Genomic DNA, 17,761 nt, shown 5'->3' with positions numbered 1-17,761 from the left:
CCATTTCACCCCTTGGGAGCGGACGGATAGCCGGCGTTCGCGGTCGCCGCGGTGAGCGCCGTCATGTCGGTCTTGCTGTCATCGTAGATGACGACCGCGGTCCCGCCCCTGTAGAAAACCTCGGCCTTGATGACGCCCGGCACGCGTTCGAGGCTCTCCCGCACGATGATCGGGCACGCGGCGCAATACATGTTCTCGACGGCGAGCGTAACTGTTCTTTCGCCGGCAAAGGCCATCGATGATGCGAGAAGGCCAAACCCGAAGGCGAGCAATCTAATCATGGTGGGTCTCTCCCTGGGTTCATCACAGCAGATAGGGCGCCACGTAATCGAACGCGAACGCAGCTGCGACGACCACGGTCGCGAGCCACAAGGCGATCTGGACGAAACGGCCGGGAACTCGGCATGCGCAGGTGGAGCCCTCAGCGCAGGCTCGCCCCGGCCTCCGGTAGAGGAGGTAGAAGCCGTAGCCGAGCACGCCTGCCGTCCCGGCGACGACAAACGGCTTGTAGGGAGCGAGCGCTGTCAGATTACCGATCCAGGCGCCGCTGATCCCAAGGCTGAACAGGACGAGTGGAATAATGCAGCAGGACGCGGCGGCGAGCGCGCCAAGAATGCCGCCGGCGGCCACCAGCCTCTGCCGTTCGACCTCGCCCCGGTCCGACGCCGTAGTCGGCTTCAATGGTATGAGCTGCGATGAATCCATCTCGGCCTCGCTTTCCTTGCCAAAGTCCGGTGCGAGCTATATCTAGGGTCTGTAGTCCCTACAGACTCAAGGGAACTTCACGCCGTGTGCGATCACGCCGCAGTGAAGCGGATGAAACGGGCCGAGCTGGCGCGGCGGGCCGGCTGCAACCTGGAAACCATCCGCTACTATGAGAAGGCCGGTCTGTTGCCGGAGCCGCCGCGCACGCAAAGCGGCTACCGGAGCTACGACGCAACGCACGAGCGACGGCTGAAATTTGTGTTGCGGGCGCGCGCGCTCGGTTTTTCCCTTGACGAGGTTCGAGCACTGCTTCGGCTTGTCGACGAGCGCGATCAGCCCTGCGCCGAGGCGCGAGACCTCGCCGGCGCGCACCTGAAGGACGTGCAATCGAAGATCGCCGATCTGAAGCGAATGGAGCGTGTGCTCAAGGAAATGGTCGCGCAGTGCGCGGACGGCACAACGCCGGAGTGCCCTCTGATCGAGGCCTTGTTCCGCGCCAATGGGAAAAGCTGACTTGGCGCCTGGGTGTGGAGCCTCAACAGGTTGTTCCGGCGAGTGCCTGAGCGGGTGATCTGCGGGCGAGGCTGGCATGGGGCCTTTGTTCGTTGCACCAGGCGAGCCATCGCGGCAGGTCGGCGGCATGGCGATGGCCCCGCAGCTGCCCCATGACATTTCGCGCAGGCGTGGCCACGTCACTGCGGACGGCAGGATTTGCCGGCGAGGCCTGTCTCCCTGGCAAACACCTCGCGGAGCACATCGCTCAGCGCCTGTGCATTCTCGCGGCACTCGATCTGCTCGTGCAGGCGCGCCTGGACGGGCTGGGACAGCCACCAGCTCATGGACAGGGCCTTGGTCCGCTCACCGTCGACTTCCGGCCGCACGCGGACATGGGCGACATGGCTTCTCCCATCCTCGTTCAGGAGCGTCCGCATCTCCGCCCGCAGCTGCGCCATGGCCAGGGTGCCGCGCGCATTGCGCGTGTTCGCGAAGGCGTCGAGGGGGCCGGTGATCCCGCCGAACCAGCGGCCATCCATCTCCTCCGCATGTGCGAGACCGCTCACCTTCGGCCAGTCGGCCTCGATGTCGGCGGGCAGATCGGCCAGCGTCTCGGGATCATTGCTGATGACGAGAACGAACGGACGCAGGCCCTTGGCCCGCAGCGCCCGCGCCAGCTCGAGGGCGGTGAGGGCTCCGAAATTCTCGAAATAGCCACCGTCGACGATGCGGTCGACCACCTGCTGTTCGGTGTTGCGGATGGCGCCCGGCGGCGAGACGACGGGGAAGCGCGCGGAGTTGAGGGCGGCCGTGCTGAGCCGGATGTCGTTGAACTGCTTGCCTGCGGTCAGATGGGCCCAATAGTCGGCGAGGAACCATCGCTGCCCATAGGCCCACAGCCGCTGGTACCAGGGCCATTCCGCGTCGGGAGGTCGATCGTCGCCGAGAAGCGCGTGGAAATGATAGGCCTCGTCGAAGAGACGGGTCTGAACCGTCCCGTCACGAAGACAGGGGGCTCCATCGCGCGCCTCCCTGTCCGGGCACAGGAGGGTCGTGACGATCCGCCGGCCCGTGCTCATCGACGTGCCGTTGAGAGCGAGGAGAGGAAGCCAGCGTTCGTCGCTCGGGGCAAGACGCGTGAAGGGACAGCCGAGGCCCGCGCAGGGCCCTCCGTCAGCGGAGGACCCGGCGAAGAGGGATTTGTGGTCGATGATCGCCTCGAAGCGGCGTTCCCACGTCTTTTCCAGGAGGGCGGCGCGATCCTGCCACCAGCCGAAGCGAAGCAGGTCGTGGAACGACAGGCCGATGGCGACCGGCGTGAGAAAATCGCCGGCGAGCAGCATCTCGAGGCAATCGCGCCAGCCGTAGACCGTCGTCCCGAACCACAAGTCGTCCTTGGGCGGCAGCGGATGCAGCCATTTGCAAGGGGGTGCGGTGCGCCCGTCCTGGGTCGCCAGGGCCGTCACGGCGAAGGCCGCCCCGACCGATCCGCCCGAGACACCGGAAATGGCGAACAGCCGATTGCGGACGAGCGTGGCATCCGGCCGGCCGGCGGGGGAGGTCACATCCATCAGGTGGCCGATGACGCTCGCCGTGTAGAATCCGGCCCGGCTGGCACCGCCGGCGGCCGCAATGACGAGCGGCCGCGGACAACGCTGCGGTTCGTCGCTGCAATCATTGGCCTTCCGCCACAACTCCACCGCCTTGTCGAACGTCAACCCGGGAAGGGGAGCGACGCTGATGCGTCTCACCGTGTGGTTGTCGCCGATGATGACGGTGAGGAGGGCCGAGGCTGCAACGGCCAGCGTGATGAAGGGCACGTAGTATTTGCGCCCGTAGTGGGAGGCGAGGGTCAGAACGGGCAGCCAGGCGCCGAAGATCAGCGGGATTGCGAGGGCACGAGGCGCACGGCTTGCGGCCATTTCCGCGCCCACCGCGACCACCCACGCCGAAACGGCGAAGACGATGGTGAGCAGGACGACGCCGATGGAGACGCCGCGCCCCGCGGCCCCCTCCCCGCCGAGCGGCAGCGCGGCAAGGATGCGCGACGAGACGGGGCGGACGAGGCGGTCGAGATGTCGCCCGAAGCGGGCGATGCGGCCGCCCTTCCGCCGGCGGACCTCCACGAAGCGATAGAACAGAACCGCGCATGCGAGCGTCGCCGCCACCATCACCCACATCTGTTGCTGGGCGGCAAGACGGAGATTGCTGTCGCCCGAGTCCGGCACGTTGGCGAGGGCGCGCGTCAATCCGACCAGGACCACGGCGAAGGCGCTCAGCCCCAGGAGGCGCGGCACCCAGATCTCGATGCCTTCGATGGCGCCGGAGGTGGAGCCGCCGCGCTTCCAGCCGTTCTGATAGCGGGCGTCGCGGTCGAGAAGAAAACGCGCCGAGTAATGGAGCGGCATCGCCCAGACGACGAACAGCAGGAACAGGAATTCGGCGGCGCGCGTGAAGAACAGGAGCGACCAGGGGCGCGCCCCCTCGATCCAGTCGGCAAAGAGATCCTGCGCCTGCGGCGCGAGGAAGAGCACGAGGAAGCCGATCATCGCGCTGGCGAAGGCAGCACGGGCAACCCACAAGGTCAGGGCGACGTCGAGGACGAAGGCCCACCACCGCCAGCGATGCACAGTCGTGTTCCGCCCGACCGGATTCGCAACGATCGCCTCGCCCATGACGCGCTCCGGCAATCGATCATCCGCCATCGGGCAGCTGCCCTGACCGAGGCGGCCCGCACATCAAACTACCACATCTGTCCACGTCGATCCAAACCGCCCACCGGCGGCCACGGCCGTCAGGCCTGCGGCAGAGCCCGGCCGCGCGGGGGCGGACTTGCCCCCCGCGCTCCCGGTTTCGCCCCTTCAGGAGGCGAGATAGCACAGCTTGTCGACGGCCAGATCGACAGCCACGTCCCTCCCGTGGTCGAGCAAGGGTTCGCCGGCCTGATGCGCGACGTCGATCAGCATCTCGGCGGCGCCGATCTTCACGACGTAGCGAACGGTGCCGCCCAGGAACTCGCAGTGCGACACCCGGCCCATGAGGCGCGTGCGTCCGGCGGTGGCGGGCGCCGACGCCGGCACGATCGCGGCGTTCTGCGGCCGGAACATCAGTTTCGCTCCCATCGGCGGGAGTTCGCGTCTCGGTAGCGGCACCTCTCCCCCGCCGCCGGCGATCGCGAATACCCGCTCGCCGCCGGACGACTTCAGTTCGCCGGGCAGGATATTGGCCGTCCCGAGAAAACCCGCGACGAAGAGATTGACGGGGCGGTCGTAGAGCTCCATCGGCGTGCCCACCTGCTGCACGACGCCCTCGTTCAGGACGGCGATGCGATCGCAAATGGTGTTGGCCTCCTCCTGGTCGTGCGTCACGAAGATGGTGGTGAGGCCGAGCTTGCGCTGAAGGTCGAGGAGCTCACGCCGCATCTGCACGCGCAGCTTGGCGTCGAGATTCGACAGCGGCTCGTCGAGCAGCAGCACCTTCGGCTCGACCACCACCGTGCGGGCCAGGGCCACGCGCTGTTGCTGCCCGCCTGAGAGCTGCGAGGGCTTGCGGTCGGCGAGATGCCCGAGTCCGACGAGCTCGAGCGCCGCCTCCACCCGCCGCTCCACCTCCGCGCGCCGCACACCCCGTTCCTCGAGCCCGAAGGCGACGTTGCGGCGTACACTCATGTGCGGCCACAGGGCGTAGCTCTGGAAGACCATGCCGACGTCGCGCTTCCACGGTGGCAGGGTCGACACGTCCCTCCCGCCGACGAGGACCTTCCCCGCCTGGGCCACGTTGAAGCCGGCGATGAGGCGCAGAAGTGTCGTCTTGCCACACCCCGAGGGCCCGAGGAATGCGAAGAACTCGCCCGGCTCGATCTCCAGATCGACCGACTTGAGCACCCGCGTCGCCCCGTAGGACAGGTCGATGCCCTGGATGGAAATTCCGGCCGCCTGTGCGCGTTGCGCGGCGTGAGCATGCACGTTCATGGGCTGTCTCCTCCCGATAGCGGACGTCATTGGCGCCGTGCCCCTGTTTCGCTCTTGGCGGCCCGATCCCTCTCGGCGATGTGGTGCGACAGGTAGGTGCAGACGCCGACGATCAGGACGGCGATGACGCCGAGCGCGGCGCCCGCCCCGCGCCCGGCCGGCGATTGCATGAAGACATAGAGACCGTAGGCGAGCGGCGCGTCCGCGTTCGACTGCACCAGCATGATGGTTGCGGACAGCTCCACCGCAGCCGTCGCGAAGCTCGTCACGAAACCGGCAACGAGGCCGCCCGTCATCAGCGGCAGGACGACGCGCCGGATGGTGCGCATCTTGGTGGCGCCCAGGTTCTCGGCCGCCTCCTCCAGCGACTGGCTGACCTGCTGGAGGGCGGCGGTGCAGGCCCTGAGCGCATAGGGCAGCCGCCGGACGGCGAGGGCGAGCACGATGACGAACCAGAAGGTCGCGAGCGCCTGGCCGTTCGGCAGCGTCACGCCGTAGTAGGTTCGCAGATAGCCGATGCCGAGAACGACACCGGGCACCGCGAGCGCCGCCATGGCCGTGTAGTCCAGCCATCGGGCCGCCTTCACCCTCGTCCGCAGCACGAGATAGGCGATGGCTGTGCCGACGGCGATGTCGATGCCGGCCGCGAGCGAGGCATACAGCAGCGTGTTCCAGATGTACCGACCGCTGTCGGAGAAGACCGCGACGTAGTGCTTCAGGGTGTAGGCGTCCGGCAGCGGGCTGTAGGACCAGATGGTCGCGAAGGACATCAGGGCAAGACCCGCGTGCGGCGCCAGCACCAGCAGGAGGACGAGCGCAATGACCGCATAGGCGACGACGGCATCGCGCCGTCGCATCCTGCGCTTGGCGAGGCCGCCGCCGCCCCGCTGCGTCGTGGCGTAGTCCTTGCCGCGCATGGCGAAGGTCGAGAGCCACATGGCGACCAGCGAAAAGGCGATGAGCACCACGGAGATGACGTAGCCCATGGGATCGGAGATGCCGATCGACGTGATGCGCAGATAGGCCTGCGGCGCCAGCATGTCCTTGACGTTAAGGAGAAGCGGGGTGGCGAGGTCGTCGAACACCTTGATGAAGACGAGCGAAGCGCCGGCCACGAAGCCGGGCATGGCGAGCGGGAAGACGATGCGCCTGAACAGGCGCAGGCCGCTGGAGCCCAGGTTCTGCGCCGCCTCCTCCATGGCCCGGTCGATGTTGCGCAGGGAGGCCGACAGGTTGATCAGGATGAACGGGAAGTAGTGGACCGACTGGACGAAGATGACGCCGTTCAGCCCCTCCATGAAGGGGATGTTGATGCCGAACCACTCGCCGAGCAGCAGGTTCACCGTGCCGTTGCGGCCGAAGAGGAGCTGCATCGCCACAGCGCCGGCGAAGGGCGGCATGATCAGCGGGATGACGCCGAGCGTCTGCACGATCGCCGCGCCGCGGAACTCGAAGCGTGTCGTGTAGTAGGCAAGCGGCAGCGCGAAGACCGACGCCAGCACCACCGACATGGCCGAGACAGACACCGAGTTCCAGAACGAGCGGACGAGGAGATCCGTGCGCAGGAAGTCGAGGAAGTTGATCAGAGTGAAAGCGCCGGTCGCCTTGTCGCGGAAGGCCGCGACGACGACGGCGGCCACGGGGGCGACCAGGAACAGGACGAGAAAGGCGGCGATCAGCAGCAGCGCTGCCGTCTGCCCGGGCCGCACCCGGGAGGACGCGCTCGCCGCGCCGGAGGAATAGGCCGTCGAGAAGGCCGTCATGGAGCCCCCTTCGCCTCGGTTTCGAGGCGTGTCAGCAGAGATGGAGGTTGGCGCCGCCTCGGCTCGCGCGCATCGATGCGCGGCGCCTCCACTCCCTCCCGGTCACCGGGAGGAAGGGCGGGCTTGCGCCGTTCTGGCCGTCGGAGGACGGGATGGCCCGCCGTGCCGAGCACACGGCGGCGCGTGTCACTTCAGGAGCTTCGCGGCTTCTTCCGCTTTCGCCAGCGCCTTCGCGTAGTTGTCGGCGGCGAATTTGCCCCACGCCTGCTCGAATTCGGCCTGACGCGGCGCCTTGTCCCTGCCTGACCCGCCCTTGAAGGCGGCGGCGATGTCGCTCGCGACTGCCTGCGTGTCGGTGATCGGCATTGCGGCGATCAGCTCCCGGGCCTCGGCGATGAGTGCCCCGGCCTGCTCGTTCGGCCCGGCTGCGAGCCGCGCTTCCGCGTCGTGGATCGCCTTGGTGGCTTTCTTGAGAGCAGCGAGCTGGAAGGTGACGAGCTGGTCGTAGAGCGCATCGACCACCGCGCCGCGCGACTCCGACAGATCGGAATTGAACTTGAACCCGCCGCCCCCGCTCCATTTGAACTTGAACGGATTGGGCATGCCCTCGGGCGCCTTGGCATAGACCTCCGGGTTGACCGGCAGGCGACGGATCGACGGCGCGAACAGGATCTCCTGGCCCTGTGGCGACAGCAGGAACTCCACGAAGGCCTTCGCCGCCGGGGTGTTCGGTGCATCCTTCACGATGGCGATGTTGGCCGGGACGATGGTGGTGACCGTCGGGTACACGAACTTCACCGGAAAGCCGGCGCCCTGGGCCGAGAAGCCGAAGAAGTCGATGACGATGCCGTAGCCGAACTGGCCGGAATTGACGCCGTCGGGGACGCCGAAGCTGCGCTCGGTCACCTCGCGCAGGTTGCCGCCGATTTCCTTCAGGGTGCGCCAGCCCCTGGCCCAGCCCTCCCCTTGCAGGATCGCCTCGAGGGTCAGGTGCGTCGTGCCCGAGCGCGAGGGCGCGGCGATAGCCACATGGTCAAAATAGGCGGGCTTGGCGAGATCGCTCCAGTCCTTCGGCTCCGGCAGCTTGTGGGCAGCGACGTAGCGCGTGTTCCACATGATGCCGTAGCCGGAAGCGGCGAAGCCGAGGTAGTGTCCATCCGGGTCGTTGACGGGATAATCGCCGATCTTCTCCGGGATGCCTGTCGCCTGCGGCTTGTACTTCTCGAGGCGGCCGCGCCCCTTCAGCGCCTCGAACGCATCCGGTGCCGAAGCCCAGAACAGGTCGGTGGTATTGTTGCCCTTCGTCTCGTCGAGATATTTCACCGCCGCGTTGGTATTGCGGTTCTGCATCTCGACGGTGAGGCCCGGGTAGGCCTTCTCGAAGGCCTTCTTGAAGGGATCCGTCACATCCTTCGAGAAGGAGGTGACGACAACGAGCTTGCCGTTCGGAGTCTGGGCGACTGCGGATCCGACGACGGCCGTTCCGGCGGCGAGGATCGCCGCGGCGAGAGCAAGACGCATTCCTGGTTTCCTCCCGGAAAACGGTTTGGTGTCGCCAGGGGCGTCGAGGCCCATGGCTGTTGCCGCATCTTCCAAGAGGCGTGCCAAACGGGTTCCGACCGCAAAAAAACTGAACGCATCAATGCCTTATGGCGAACATCGACAATGCGCGGCGATCCGGCCTGGGTAATTTGCGTAACATCGCCTCAGACCGGGGAGTCCGGATCGGTAACATCGCCGTCCAGACGGAACTCCCCCTTGTCGAGGCCATATCTGCGCATCTTGAGGTAGAGCGTCTTGCGCGTGAGGCCGAGGGCATCGGCGGTGCGAGCCATGCGGCCGCCGAGCTGGCGCAGGGCGAGCGCGATGGCATTGCGCTCGGCCTCCTCGATGGTGTCCGCGAGGGGGCGCACGCCGGTCGCCGGGCCGCCGTCAGACACGATCCCATCGTCGCCCGTCGGCACGGCCTCCCCCAGCCCGAGGGCCACCCGCTCCGCGGCATTGCGCAGCTCGCGTACGTTGCCCGGCCAATCATGCGCGAGCAGCGCCGCGATCTCGGCCGGTCGCGGCACGGGGCGCGGGCGGCCGTGCCGCACCGCGGCAAGATCCAGGAAATGGGTGAAGAGGAGCGGGATGTCCTCCCTGCGCTCGCGCAGTGGCGGGAGGCGGACGGTGACGACGTTCAGGCGATAGTAGAGGTCTTCGCGAAACTGGCCCTTGGCCGCGAGCTCCTTGAGGTCGCGCTTGGTCGCCGCCACGACGCGGATGTCGACCGGGATCTCCTTGTTGGAACCGAGCCGCTCGACCCGGCGTTCCTGCAGCACGCGCAGGAGCCGGACCTGCGCTGCAAGCGGCATGCTCTCGATCTCGTCGAGGAAGAGCGTGCCGCCGCTCGCATGCTCGATCTTGCCGATGCGCCTTTCGCGCGCGCCGGTGAAGGCGCCGGCCTCGTGGCCGAACAGCTCACCCTCGATCATGGTCTCGGGCAGCGCCCCGCAGTTGATGGCGACGAAATGGTGCGACCGGCGACGGCCGAAATCGTGCAGGCAGCGGGCAACGAGCTCCTTGCCCGCGCCGGTCTCGCCGTGCAGCAGCACGTCGGCATCGGTTTCCGCCACGGCGGCGACCGTGATGCGCAGCCGCGCCATGACGGCGGAGCAGCCGACGAGGCGCAGGTCCAGGCGATCGCCGCCGGCGGCCTGCCGCAGGGCCCTGTTTTCGACGACCAGGCGGCGATGCGCGGCAGCGCGGTGCAATGTCTCGACTATGCGTTCGGGATCGGCCGGCTTCTCGATGAAGTCGTAGGCGCCGTCGCGCACGGCCCGCACCGCGGTCGCCACGTCGCCGTGCCCGGTCACGAGCACCACCGGGATGTCGGGGTCGACGGCGCGCACGCGCTCGAGCACCGCAAGTCCGTCGAGCCCCGGCATGCGCAGATCCGTCAGCACGATGCCCGGGAAGCTGCGATCGAGGCCGGCGAGCGCCTTCGTCGCCGCGCGCTCGGCGCGAACGGCGAAGCCCTCGAGTTCCAGCGTCTGACGGTAGGCATCGAGCACCTCGGCATCATCGTCGATGAGGAGCACGAAAGGCTGTTCACTCATTCCGCGGCCCTGAGCGTGATGACGAAGAGGGTGCCGGCTCCACTGGTCTCGGCCAGCGCGAGACGGCCACCGAAATCGCGGATGATGTTGTACGACATCGACAGGCCGAGCCCGAGACCCGAACCGATGGGCTTCGTCGTGAAGAAGGGATCGAAGATCGTTGCCCGATGCGCCTCGGCAATGCCGACGCCCGTGTCCGCGACACGCACCTCGATCTCTCCATCGCCCTGCGTCGCAGAGATGGTCAGGCGACTGTCGTCCACACCCCGCATGGCATCGACGGCATTGCCGATCAGGTTGACGAAGACCTGTTCGAGCCGCACCTCCTCCGCGCGAACGGCGATCTCGTCCGCGATGTCGACCTCGAGCACGATCCCCTCCTCCTCGAACCGGCGATCGAAGAGGCTCAGCGCGGCCTCGACGACCGACCGGAGCGGCACAGGGCCGAGGATCGCGTCGGGCCTGCGGGCGAAGCGCTTCAGATGGGTGATGATGTCGGCCATGCGCGCCGTCAGGGTCTGAATGCGTGTAAGCGCCGTCCCGGCCTCCTCGTAGCGGCCGCGCTCGAGCAGGAGACGGCAGTTGTGTGCATGCGAGCGGATGGCCGCCAGCGGCTGGTTGAGTTCGTGACCGATCCCGGCCGAGAGGCCGCCGAGCGCTGCGAGTTTCGCCGCCTGGATCAACTCCTGCTGGGTATCGCGAAAGCGCTTCAGGGCCTGCGCCATGACGGCGAGCTCGTCCCCGCCCTGCAACGGGATGGGCGTCGCGAGATCGCCACGCGCCAGCGCGCCCGCCGAACTGGCGAGGCTTCTGATGCGGCCCACGAGGCTGCGGCGGACATAGAAGAGGCCGACCAGGGCCGCGGCGAGCACGGATGCCGCGGCGACCCCGAGCAGCAGCCGGCGACCGACCGCGATGGCCCGCTCCGACTGAGCGGCGGCACGCTCGGCGGCTCTGTTCGCCTCATGCACATGCGCGCCAATGACATCGTCGAGCGCGGCCATGAGGCCGCGGTTCTCGGCGAGCAGCATGCGGGTCTTGTCGGCGGCCAGGATCTCGCTGCGGCGAACCGCCGGAATACCGCCGTCCGGCTTGGACAGCTCGAGCAGCCGGCGCACAGTCTGGCGCAGCGTCAGGGTGTCACTCGCATCGTCGAGCGCGGTGAGCTGCTGTTCGATCGTGTCCGCCGTTTCGCTCAGGAAGTGCGTGGTCTGGATGAGATCGTCGAGCGTGGTGATCGTCCCCACGCGGTTGAGGAGGCCGACGGCGAGGTTGGTCTGTGCATTGAGGCCGTTGATCGCCTCCGTCTTGCGGATCTCCTTGCGCAGTTCGCCGAGCTCGTCGCTGCCGAGTGCGCGCTCCGCCGTGGCGAGACCGGAGCGGATGACGAAGCGGGCATCCTCGACCAGGGGCTCGGCCTCGTCGATGAGATCGGCATGCAGCCAACGCAATTCCGCAATCGCCTCACGGTTGCGCTTCTCCAGCGCCAGACGCTCGCGCACGCTCGCATCAAGCCCGGCAAGGTTGATCGCGATGGCCTCGACGGAGGACGCGAGGCGCGCCCCCTGAAGCCCGCCGGCAGGGTGGCGCCGGATTTCTTCGAAGACGGCGCGCATGGCGGCGAGCCGTGTGTCGAGCCCGTGCTTGGCGATCTCGTATTCCTCGGGCTTGCGTGCCAGAGCCAGCACGGGGGCGGTGGCGATGATCCCTCCGCCATGTTCGGCGAGGCGGGCGGCGAGCGCCACGGCCGGCAGGTGCGTGCGGTTGATGGCCCCGAGATTCTCGCTGAGCCGTTCGTAGGAGAACCAGCCCACGACGCAGGCGACGACCGCCAGCGTGCCGACGCCGCCGAAGGCGAGCATCAGCCGTGCACCAATGCCGAACCGGATGGGGCGGGCGGCGCTCATGGCCGCGGCTCCCGAGCCTGCAGGGCCTCTTGCATCATCGCGGCCTCCGCCTCGGCGACAAGCGCCTTGGCCTCGGCAAGCCGAGCTTCGAAGAAGATGCGCCAATCGGCGACGAGCGCCGCCTGGCGCGGGCTGGGTGTCACGCCCCAGGAGAGGCGCCTCAGATCCCCCACAAAGGCGGCGTCGCTTGCTTCGGACGGGCTGACAGGGACAGCGGTCAAGGCTTGGCGTGCCCGGGCCAGGAGCCCCACCACCGATGCCGCGCCAGACCGGGCGACCAGCGCCTCCAGGCCGTGCAGCCTCCGCCACAGCTCCTGCAGCGGCTGCAGGCGATAGGTGATGGCCTCATCGAAGAGCAGATTGACGAGCTCGTAACGCCGCCCCGACAGCGCCGCGTCGAAGGAGGGGGATGTTTCCGTCCGCCCGGCCAGCATCCGATAGGGATTTGCGTAATCGCCCGGCGCCTCGGCGTAGGCGGCCGGATCGACGGGCAGGCGGCCGATGCCGGGGCTGACGAGAAGCCGTTGCCCCTCTTCCGACAGCAGAAATGCGATGAACTTCTCCGCGCCCTGCCGGTTCGGCGCATCACGCAGGACCGCGACGCTCCCAGGCAGGAAGACGTTTTCCGCCGGATAGGCGAAACGGATCCCCTCGCCTTCCTGCTCCCCGGCCCGGCCCAGGAAATCGATCGAGAGACCGATCCCGAACCGTCCCTGCGCCACACCGGCACCGACCCCGAAACTGCGTGCGGTGACGGTCGCGAGATTGCCGCCGATCTCGATCCAGGTTGCCCAGCCCTCCCGCCATCCCTGTTGTTGCAGGAGGGCCTCGACCATCAGATGCGTGGTACCGGACCGGGAGGGCGCGGTCATGCCGATATGGCCGGCGTAGGCAGGGTTCCTGAGCGCGACGATGCTTTGAGGAGGCCCCAGCCCCCGCACATCGAGATAGCGCCTGTTCCAGACGATGCCGTATCCCGAGAGAGCAAAGCCGCGGTAGAGCCCGCCCGGGTCGTCGATCGGGAAACCGCCGATCCTCGCAGGCACCGCATGCGGTCGTGCCGGCGCCGGCGCGAGGCGCTGCGCCGCCGCGAGGAGAGCGAAGGCGTCTGTCGCCGATGCCCAGAATACGTCCACGGTCTCGCGGGAGCGATCGATCAATGTCGCGACCCCCGCCGTCGTCTTCCGGTTGACGACGCGCAGCCTGAGACCGGGATGACGCGCCTCGAAGGCATCTCGGACCGGCTCGTAGAAGCTCGCCGGAAAGGACGTCATGACGACGACCGACGGCGCATCAGCCGCGCGCGCTCCCCCGGCCTGCAGAAGAAGGCAAAGGATCATGGCGCGGGCAATCCGCATGAAACACCCCTTCGCAGCCTGACGCCGGCGCCGGCACCGCTTGGACGTGCGGTCGCAGCGACGGCAACCGCCTTCCCCCGATAGCCGGCTTGGCGCCTTGCCGCCAGCGCCGGCTCGGCCGACGGTGCAGCGAGGGCCCCGCCTCTGCCGGGCGCCCCTCGAGACAAGGGCCTGCTGGTCGGTCTATCAGGATCGGGGCAGCCACAACCGCATCCGGATCAGCGAGCGGCGCCCAGGGTCGCATGGATTTCGGCTCTGACCTCCTCGAGGTCCCGTCGGAAATCCGGATTCGCATGGGCGAGGACGGCGATCATGGCCGCCATCTGCCGGCCGGCCTCGACGTCGCTTGGACAGTGCACGCCGCCGATGACCCGGTTGTCACCGAACTAGGCCGCACGCGCGAAGATGGCTTCCCGCCTTTCCGGCACGATGTCGGCGAGCACGATCGCCGTGAGATGCGCAAAGGCCGCGTGTCCGCTCGGATAGGAGCCGCTGGTGGAGAATCTGGCGACCGGCCTGATACGCTCTTCCACCACGGGCGTCCTCGGCCGGTTCCATTTCTCCTTGCCCGCTTGTTGCGAGCGCTCTCGATCCTGCAGACCCTCTCGAAGAACGCCGCCGTCTTCGGCAGTTGTGTCGCCGTGAAGCCCGGACCCATCACGTCGGCGAACCGGAAGACGCTCTGCTCGAGGTCGGCGACAGATCTCACCGCCTGTTCCTCGCTGCGCTTCTCCTGAAGGCGCAGCATGAACTCCAGTTCTCGCCGGCTCACCTCCGCGGAAGGCGGAGGTGCCATGAAATGCGTCGTGTCAAGCTGATCGAGCGTCACATGATACTTGCCGGCCGGAGCATCGGCACGAGCCTGGACGGTGGTCAGCAGGGCGAGGCCGAGGGCAAGACCCGGGAGCTGTCTCATCTTATTCCCTCCCGATGGGCGGCTTCCTCCGCTGTCCAGCACCGCCCGCGTGTCACTGGCGTAACAACCGCTCCGCCACGATGGGAACGGAAAGTAACATCGGGTGTTGCCGGCCCATGGGGGCCTGCCTGCCGAGCGGGCTGAGGACCGACGAGGCCGTTCCTCACGCGCAATGACGACCACGGCTCGGGCGATTTCGCAGCAATTGGCAGGTCCGTTGCGCCAGAACTTCTGAGGCGGAGAAAGGTTAGGCCCTCATCGACAGTCCCTGCGACGACGCCTTGGCGCGCCCCTCGAGGAGCGCCCTATCCGCGAGGCAGGCCTTTCCCCTCTACGATCCGGCGTCCTATGGCTTCGCAAGCGGCTCCCGGCATGCGATCCGGCAGCGGCGGCAGATCACCGCCTTCAGCGGCTGTGCCCGGCCTTGCGCGCGAGTCGCCATTCATTCGATAATACTCGAAATAGCCCTTGACGCTGCCCGGCTGGCGGTGTAGGCATATTTCCATGAAACTCGAACAAGCAGCCAGGCAACTTGAGGCGCTCGGAAAGCCGACCCGGCTCGAGGTCTACCGGACACTCGTCCGCGCAGGTCCGAACGGTCTTCCGGTCGGCCGGATCCAGGAGCGGCTCGGCATCCCGGCCTCGACGCTCTCGCACCACCTGCACCGGCTCATCCTCACCGGGCTGGTGACGCAGGAGCGGCAGGCGACGACCCTGATCTGCCGTGCCAACTTTCCGGCGATGAACGAGCTCCTCGGCTTCCTCGCCGACCAGTGCTGCGCCGATGCGGGATGCGGTGCTGCGGCCGACGAGGCCGCGGCATGAGTTACCTTGATATAAATTTCGATAATACCGGAATTTTGGACCAATGCACCGCCAATGTCGCCCTTCCCCTCTGCACCCTTCGCCTGCCGGCCGATGGCGCAAATGGCTGACGCGCGTCCGCGGCAACGGCGTTGTGCGCACCACAACCCTCCCCGGCCGCTGACACTTCTTCGCCAGGAGACAACCTCGTGAGCACACTCGACACACTTCCCGTCGCGGTCATCGGAGCAGGCCCCGTCGGCCTCGCCGCCGCCGCCCATCTGGTCCGTCGCAGCCTTCCCGTACGGGTGTACGAGGCCGGCGCCACCGTCGCCGCCAATGTCCGCGACTGGGGCCATGTCCGGCTGTTCTCCCCGTGGAAGTACAATACCGATACCGCGGCCCGGGCGCTCCTGAAGGCGCGGGGCTGGCGGGAACCGCCCGGCGATGCGCTGCCCAGCGGGTTTGACCTCTTCGATGCCTACCTGAAACCGCTCGCCGAGACGCCCGAGATGGCCACGGCGATCGAGACCGGGGCCAGGGTCACGGCCATCACCCGGCTCGGCGCCGACAAGGTGTCGAGCAGGGATCGCGGATCGCGGCCGTTCGCGCTCGCCGTGGCGCATGCCAACGGCGCCATCCGCCACGACCTGGCGCGCGCCGTCATCGACGCCTCGGGCACCTGGACCACCCCCAATCCGCTCGGCGCGGGCGGGATCCCCGCGGCGGGCGAGGCCGCGCACGCCGACCGCATCGCCTATGGCATCCCGGACGTGCTCGGTCGCGATCGGCTGACCTATGCGAGCCGGACGGTGCTCGTCGTGGGCGGCGGACACTCGGCGGCCAATGTCCTCCTCGATCTCGCACGCCTCGCGGAGCAGGATCCCACGACCTCGATCCTGTGGGCCACGCGCGGCACGGACCTGAGGCGGATCTACGGCGGCGGACGGGCCGACCAGCTTCCTGCCCGCGGCGAACTCGGCTCCAGCTTGAAGGTGCTGGTCGACAGCGGCCGGATTACCCTGGTGCCGCACTTCAATGCGACCGCCGTCCGGTCATCGGGCAGCCGGATCCTCGTCCTTGGAGACACGGCGGATGGCCCCCGGGAACTCGGCCCCGTCGACCGCATCGTCGTCGCCACGGGCCAGCGGCCCGATCTCGCACTCACCCGCGAGCTGCGGCTCGACCTCGATCCGTGGCTGGAGAGCGCGAAGGCACTCGGCCCGCTGATCGATCCGAACCTGCATTCCTGCGGCTCCGTTCCGCCGCACGGTCACCGCGAACTCGCGCATCCGGAACCGGGCTTCTACACTGTCGGCATCAAGAGCTACGGACGGGCGCCCACCTTCCTGATGCTCACCGGCTACGAACAGGTCCGGTCGGTGGTGGCGGCGATCGCAGGCGATCTCGCCGCCGCCGACGACCTCCGCCTCGTCCTTCCGGAAACGGGCATCTGCGCAAGCGCCATCGGCCCCGACGGCCCGACGCCCCCCTCCGGCTGCTGCGGCGGCCCGGCTCCCGCGACGGCCGACGCCTGCTGCGCCGCCGATGCGGAGGCCAAGGCGAAGGGTGCAGCCGGCTGCGGCTGCGCGGCTCCCGCCGACCGGACAACTCCCGACAGGGTTTCGGCACCCGTCGGCTGCTGTTGAGGTCGGCGCGTGCTCCCCCACGCGCCGATCGGGGACGAAAGTCCCGACAACGCCGACCCCCGATCGGCGGGTGGTGGTCGCCGCTCTCGGGATCACGCAGATCCTCGCCAGTGAAAGCTGCCTCGACTGCCGCTGCGGATGCGCGAAAGCATAGCCGTGACCTCCTCCACGAGGCCGTCCACCAAGGGATCGACAGGCGGGATCGCCCGATCGATTCTCGAAGGGCAGAACGACGATCGACGGCCGCCCGTCCCCCGTCTCGGGGGGCCTGTCGACCGCGCGGGCGCCCTCCGTCGCCGGGCCCCACCGCCCCGTCCCTGCCGCCCTTCGCGCCAAGGCTGGACCTGCAGCCCCCTCCCGGACTCTGCCGCCGCTTCCCCCGCCAGCGCGAGGCGCCGTAGATTTTGCGCTCGGGCCGGATTCGCAGGTCCAGGGAGGGGGCAAGCATTGTGTTCCATCATGGACACGGGCCGATCGTGCCGAATGCCATGCCTGCGTGAGGGACCAAACCTCTGCGGGGCGCCATGTCGCTGACCTTCCGCCGGATCGAGTGCTTTCTCGGCGTCGGCGACGCCGCAAGCTTTTCGCGCGCGGCGATCGTGCTCGGCGTCACCCAGTCGGCTTTGAGCCGGCACATCAAGGCGCTGGAAGGCGACCTCGGGGGCCAGCTGTTCGACCGCAACGGCCGCGGCGTGCGGCTCACCGAACAGGGGCGGCTGTTCCACGAGCGCGCCCGCGACGTGCACGAGAACCTGCAGAGCGCCCGGCGCGAATTGGGCAAGGTCGGCAGCAACCAATGCATCATCGCCCTGACGCCGACCTTCTTGCGTTTCATTTCGGCGCTGGTGGTGCGGACTCTGGCGGAAAGGGTGCCGCACATGCGCGTGCGGCTGGTCGAAGCCCTCAGCAGCCACATCCTGGAATGGCTGGCGAGCGGGCGCGTCGATCTGGCGCTCATCTACGATACGTCGGCAGCCCACGGCCAGCAGACCGCGACGTCCTCGTCGTTGTCGGAGGCCGAGGCCGAGCGGCTGTTCGCCGCCATCGAGTGCCAGGAAGCGGCCTGAGCCGCCCTGCCAGGCAACGAACACT

The 17,761-nt window shown here is 68.1% G+C and carries 14 protein-coding genes; 5 read left to right on the top strand and 9 right to left on the bottom strand.

All coding sequences use genetic code 11. From position 1 onward, the window contains the following. Window positions 1–5: 5 nt before the first annotated feature. Window positions 6–281 (bottom strand): mercury resistance system periplasmic binding protein MerP, encoded by a 276-nt coding sequence (merP, locus tag QNA08_RS05200; protein WP_283739608.1) that lies wholly within the window; start codon window positions 279–281, stop codon window positions 6–8. A 22-nt stretch (window positions 282–303) separates the two neighbouring features. Beyond that, window positions 304–705: a mercuric transporter MerT family protein gene (locus tag QNA08_RS05195; RefSeq protein WP_283739607.1), complete on the bottom strand. Its 402-nt coding sequence runs from the start codon at window positions 703–705 to the stop codon at window positions 304–306. Window positions 706–816: 111 nt separating this feature from the next. Here QNA08_RS05195 and QNA08_RS05190 point away from each other — a divergent pair, with 111 nt between their 5' ends. Continuing rightward, entirely contained in the window at window positions 817–1,218 is a 402-nt protein-coding gene (locus tag QNA08_RS05190) for a MerR family transcriptional regulator (RefSeq protein ID WP_422679861.1), read from the top strand. Window positions 1,219–1,397: 179 nt separating this feature from the next. Here QNA08_RS05190 and QNA08_RS05185 read toward each other — a convergent pair whose 3' ends face one another. The 7 genes from QNA08_RS05185 to QNA08_RS05155 form a co-directional block, all read right to left on the bottom strand. Beyond that, window positions 1,398–3,875, bottom strand: a complete 2,478-nt coding sequence (locus QNA08_RS05185) for a hypothetical protein (protein ID WP_283739605.1) — start codon at window positions 3,873–3,875, stop codon at window positions 1,398–1,400. Between the two features lie 186 nt (window positions 3,876–4,061). Continuing rightward, the gene (locus QNA08_RS05180) at window positions 4,062–5,171 is read right to left on the bottom strand and encodes an ABC transporter ATP-binding protein (RefSeq protein ID WP_283739604.1); all 1,110 of its coding nucleotides are present in this window, start codon (window positions 5,169–5,171) and stop codon (window positions 4,062–4,064) included. Window positions 5,172–5,197: 26 nt separating this feature from the next. Next, the gene (locus QNA08_RS05175) at window positions 5,198–6,934 is read right to left on the bottom strand and encodes an ABC transporter permease (RefSeq protein WP_283739603.1); all 1,737 of its coding nucleotides are present in this window, start codon (window positions 6,932–6,934) and stop codon (window positions 5,198–5,200) included. A 186-nt stretch (window positions 6,935–7,120) separates the two neighbouring features. After that, window positions 7,121–8,455: an ABC transporter substrate-binding protein gene (locus QNA08_RS05170; RefSeq protein WP_283739602.1), complete on the bottom strand. Its 1,335-nt coding sequence runs from the start codon at window positions 8,453–8,455 to the stop codon at window positions 7,121–7,123. 185 nt (window positions 8,456–8,640) lie between these two features. Further along, window positions 8,641–10,035 carry a sigma-54-dependent transcriptional regulator gene (locus QNA08_RS05165; protein WP_283739601.1) on the bottom strand — a complete coding sequence of 465 codons (1,395 nt, stop codon included), beginning with the start codon at window positions 10,033–10,035 and terminating at the stop codon, window positions 8,641–8,643. Continuing rightward, window positions 10,032–11,942 carry an ATP-binding protein gene (locus QNA08_RS05160; RefSeq protein ID WP_283739600.1) on the bottom strand — a complete coding sequence of 637 codons (1,911 nt, stop codon included), beginning with the start codon at window positions 11,940–11,942 and terminating at the stop codon, window positions 10,032–10,034. The genes QNA08_RS05165 and QNA08_RS05160 overlap by 4 nt, the downstream gene beginning before the upstream one ends. Continuing rightward, window positions 11,939–13,216, bottom strand: coding sequence for an ABC transporter substrate-binding protein (locus QNA08_RS05155; protein ID WP_283739710.1), 1,278 nt, complete (start codon window positions 13,214–13,216; stop codon window positions 11,939–11,941). The genes QNA08_RS05160 and QNA08_RS05155 overlap by 4 nt, the downstream gene beginning before the upstream one ends. Before the next feature lie 326 nt (window positions 13,217–13,542). Between QNA08_RS05155 and QNA08_RS05150 the strand changes: the two genes are divergently transcribed. The 4 genes from QNA08_RS05150 to QNA08_RS05135 all read left to right on the top strand — a co-directional run bounded on the left by QNA08_RS05150 (window position 13,543) and on the right by QNA08_RS05135 (window position 17,736). Next, window positions 13,543–14,037 carry a hypothetical protein gene (locus QNA08_RS05150; RefSeq protein ID WP_283739599.1) on the top strand — a complete coding sequence of 165 codons (495 nt, stop codon included), beginning with the start codon at window positions 13,543–13,545 and terminating at the stop codon, window positions 14,035–14,037. A 683-nt stretch (window positions 14,038–14,720) separates the two neighbouring features. Further along, window positions 14,721–15,041 (top strand): ArsR/SmtB family transcription factor, encoded by a 321-nt coding sequence (locus QNA08_RS05145; RefSeq protein ID WP_283739598.1) that lies wholly within the window; start codon window positions 14,721–14,723, stop codon window positions 15,039–15,041. 188 nt (window positions 15,042–15,229) lie between these two features. After that, window positions 15,230–16,669, top strand: coding sequence for an FAD-dependent oxidoreductase (locus tag QNA08_RS05140; RefSeq protein WP_283739597.1), 1,440 nt, complete (start codon window positions 15,230–15,232; stop codon window positions 16,667–16,669). 524 nt (window positions 16,670–17,193) lie between these two features. After that, the gene (locus tag QNA08_RS05135; protein ID WP_283739596.1) at window positions 17,194–17,736 is read left to right on the top strand and encodes a LysR family transcriptional regulator; all 543 of its coding nucleotides are present in this window, start codon (window positions 17,194–17,196) and stop codon (window positions 17,734–17,736) included. The last annotated feature ends 25 nt before the right edge of the window (window positions 17,737–17,761 follow it).

The sequence above is a fragment of the Chelatococcus albus genome (assembly GCF_030067675.1).
Lineage (GTDB): Bacteria > Pseudomonadota > Alphaproteobacteria > Rhizobiales > Beijerinckiaceae > Chelatococcus_A > Chelatococcus_A albus.
This window is presented reverse-complemented; position numbering and strand designations above follow the sequence as displayed.

Excerpts from the sequence above, each read along its gene's own strand:
- merP (WP_283739608.1), bottom strand. The coding sequence starts at position 281 with ATGATTAGATTGCTCGCCTTCGGGTTTGGCCTTCTCGCATCATCGATG.
- QNA08_RS05195 (WP_283739607.1), bottom strand. The coding sequence starts at position 705 with ATGGATTCATCGCAGCTCATACCATTGAAGCCGACTACGGCGTCGGAC.
- QNA08_RS05190 (WP_422679861.1), top strand. The coding sequence starts at position 817 with ATGAAACGGGCCGAGCTGGCGCGGCGGGCCGGCTGCAACCTGGAAACC.
- QNA08_RS05185 (WP_283739605.1), bottom strand. The coding sequence starts at position 3,875 with ATGGGCGAGGCGATCGTTGCGAATCCGGTCGGGCGGAACACGACTGTG.
- QNA08_RS05180 (WP_283739604.1), bottom strand. The coding sequence starts at position 5,171 with ATGAACGTGCATGCTCACGCCGCGCAACGCGCACAGGCGGCCGGAATT.
- QNA08_RS05175 (WP_283739603.1), bottom strand. The coding sequence starts at position 6,934 with ATGACGGCCTTCTCGACGGCCTATTCCTCCGGCGCGGCGAGCGCGTCC.
- QNA08_RS05170 (WP_283739602.1), bottom strand. The coding sequence starts at position 8,455 with ATGCGTCTTGCTCTCGCCGCGGCGATCCTCGCCGCCGGAACGGCCGTC.
- QNA08_RS05165 (WP_283739601.1), bottom strand. The coding sequence starts at position 10,035 with ATGAGTGAACAGCCTTTCGTGCTCCTCATCGACGATGATGCCGAGGTG.
- QNA08_RS05160 (WP_283739600.1), bottom strand. The coding sequence starts at position 11,942 with ATGAGCGCCGCCCGCCCCATCCGGTTCGGCATTGGTGCACGGCTGATG.
- QNA08_RS05155 (WP_283739710.1), bottom strand. The coding sequence starts at position 13,216 with ATGACGTCCTTTCCGGCGAGCTTCTACGAGCCGGTCCGAGATGCCTTC.
- QNA08_RS05150 (WP_283739599.1), top strand. The coding sequence starts at position 13,543 with ATGGATTTCGGCTCTGACCTCCTCGAGGTCCCGTCGGAAATCCGGATT.
- QNA08_RS05145 (WP_283739598.1), top strand. The coding sequence starts at position 14,721 with ATGAAACTCGAACAAGCAGCCAGGCAACTTGAGGCGCTCGGAAAGCCG.
- QNA08_RS05135 (WP_283739596.1), top strand. The coding sequence starts at position 17,194 with ATGTCGCTGACCTTCCGCCGGATCGAGTGCTTTCTCGGCGTCGGCGAC.